Raw genomic sequence first — 2387 nt, forward strand, 5'->3', positions numbered from 1 at the left:
AGTACGACCGTGAGGCTGAACTGGCTCCCCCTCCGCCGCGCGGGTGCGGCGGCTCGCCTGATGCTCCTCGAGGCCGCCGCGCTCCAGTGGGGCGTCGCGCCGGGTGACTGTCGAACCGAATCGGGAGCCGTGATCTGTGGCTCGCGGCGGCTGACGTACGGAGACGTGGCGTCGGCGGCGGCGGAGCTTCCGGTTCCCGAGGATCCTCCGCTCAAGGATCCTTCGCAGTTCCGTCTCATCGGCACTCCGCAGCGGCTGCTCGACACCGGGGACATCGTCCGGGGCACGGCCACGTACGGCTACGATATCGAGTTGCCCGACATGTTGTTCGCGAGCGTCGAGCGAAGTCCGGTGCCGAAGGGCTCCGTCACGCGCTTCGATGCGGATGCCGCTCTCGCCGTCCGGGATGTGGTCGACGTCATTGAGCTGGACCCCGACCCGAGCGGTCTCACGAACGCCGGCGTGGCCGTAGTCGCCACCAACACGTGGGCTGCGATGCGTGGACGCGAGGCTCTGCGGGTCGAGTGGAACCCCGGACCGCTCGCCAACGAGAACACCGATGAACGTCGGGCCCGGCTCGCGCGGATCGCGGCATCGCCGGGAAGGGTGGCGCGGTCCGAGGGAGATTTCGCCGCGGCCGAAGCGGCGGCCGAACGGGTGTACGAGTCCGCCTATTACGCTCCCTACGCCGTTCACGCCATGATCGAACCCCCCGCCTGTACGGCTCGGGTCTCGGGGAACCGATGCGAGATCTGGTCCGCCACCCAGGGGCCACAATGGACCGCCCGGGCGGTGGCCGAGGCGCTGGGAATCCCGGTCGAGAACGTGGATGTCCAGGTGACGCTTCTGGGCGGGGGCTTCGGCCGGAAGTCGAAGCCCGATTTCGCCATCGAGGCCGCCCTGCTCGCCCGGGCGACGGGTCGCCCGGTCAAGCTGCTGTGGACGCGGGAAGACGAGATTCGACACGGGTTCTACCGGGCGGAGAGCTTTCAGGTGCTGCGGGCGACGATCGGGCCCTCCGGGAGGCCGACGGGCTGGAGCCACCGCACGGTGTTTCCCGGAATCGGCTGGTCCTTTCCCGAGGGTGGCACGCCGCCGTCGGACGGCGAGCTGTTTCAGGGGATGACCACCCTGCCGTATCGCTTTCCCAATCTCCTCATGGAAGGGGCGGGCGTGCCGTCGAGCGTTCGCATCGGTTGGCTCCGGTCCGTGTGCAACACCTTCCATGCGCACGCGACCCAGAGCTTCATGGATGAGCTCGCTCACGAGCTGGGGCGCGATCCGTTCGAGTTCCAGATGCAGATGCTGGGCGAGCCGCGAATCCTGGAGATCGGCGACGAACCGAGCCCGTACCCGTTCGACACCGGGCGCCTGCGAGCCGTCGGAGAGGCCGCGGCCGAGATGTCCGGCTGGGGTCGCGCTCTCCCGGCACGGCGTGGCCTCGGCTTCGCCATGCACTACAGCTTTTTCAGCTACGCGGCGATGGTGGCGGAAGTCTCCGTGTCGGCCGGGGGCGACCTCAGCGTGCACCACGTGGACGTCGCGATCGACTGCGGCCCGGTCCTCAACCCCGACGCGGTGGAAGCCCAGATGCAGGGAGCCGTGGCGATGGGTCTCTCTCTGGCGAAATACGGACGCATCACGCTGCGGAACGGAGCGGTCGAGCAGAGTAACTTCAACGACTACCGCGTGATCCGGATGTCCGAGATGCCGACCGTGACCCTGCGAATGATTCAGACGGGGGACGTACCGACCGGGATCGGGGAGCCGGGCGTCCCGCCGACGATGCCCGCCGTGACCAACGCGATCTTCGCGGCCACGGGCAAACGGGTCCGCGATCTGCCGCTCGAGGGTCAGGACCTCGGCTGAGGAGAGACGACGAGCCGGGTCGAGCGGTCGGGTTGGCGCTGCGCGCGTAACGCCACCCGGACGATGTTCCGGAGCATGCTTCCGAACATCACCGTGTGAATTGGCAGCAGTGCGTACCAGTAGAGGCGTCCGAACAGGCCGGCCGGATCGAACACCGCCGTCTGCGTGAGGACCGAGCTCCCGTCCGGGGCGCTCTCCACCTCGAACTGGAGCCAGGCGCGACCCGGGAGCCGCATCTCGGCTCGCAGTCGGAGCAGGCGCGGCGGCTCGAAGGCTTCCACCCGCCAGAAGTCGAGGGCGTCACCCGGCCTCAGGTCGACCGGGTCCCTGCGCCCGCGACGCAGTCCGGGCCCTCCTACCAGCCGATCCAGGAATCCCCGTATCCGCCACAGGACGTCGCCGGAGTACCAGCCCACGCTGCCTCCGATCCGACGCAGGGGCTCGAAGGTCCGTTCGACGGGCGCATCGACCCGGGCGGAGCGCGAATCCACCAACCGGCGACCGTACTGGAGCCCACG

The 2387-nt window shown here is 69.0% G+C and carries 2 protein-coding genes; one reads left to right on the top strand and one right to left on the bottom strand.

Annotation, left to right across the window (positions count from 1 at the left end):
- A partial coding sequence (locus AC36XV_RS05770; RefSeq protein ID WP_492202731.1) for a xanthine dehydrogenase family protein molybdopterin-binding subunit occupies positions 1-1869 on the top strand: 1869 nt, incomplete at its 5' end.
- Here AC36XV_RS05770 and AC36XV_RS05775 read toward each other — a convergent pair.
- On the bottom strand, positions 1854-2387 hold a 534-nt coding region (locus AC36XV_RS05775; RefSeq protein ID WP_492202732.1), incomplete at its 5' end, for a DUF2867 domain-containing protein. The genes AC36XV_RS05770 and AC36XV_RS05775 overlap by 16 nt on opposite strands.

It is taken from the genome of Candidatus Benthicola sp. (genome assembly GCF_058719085.1).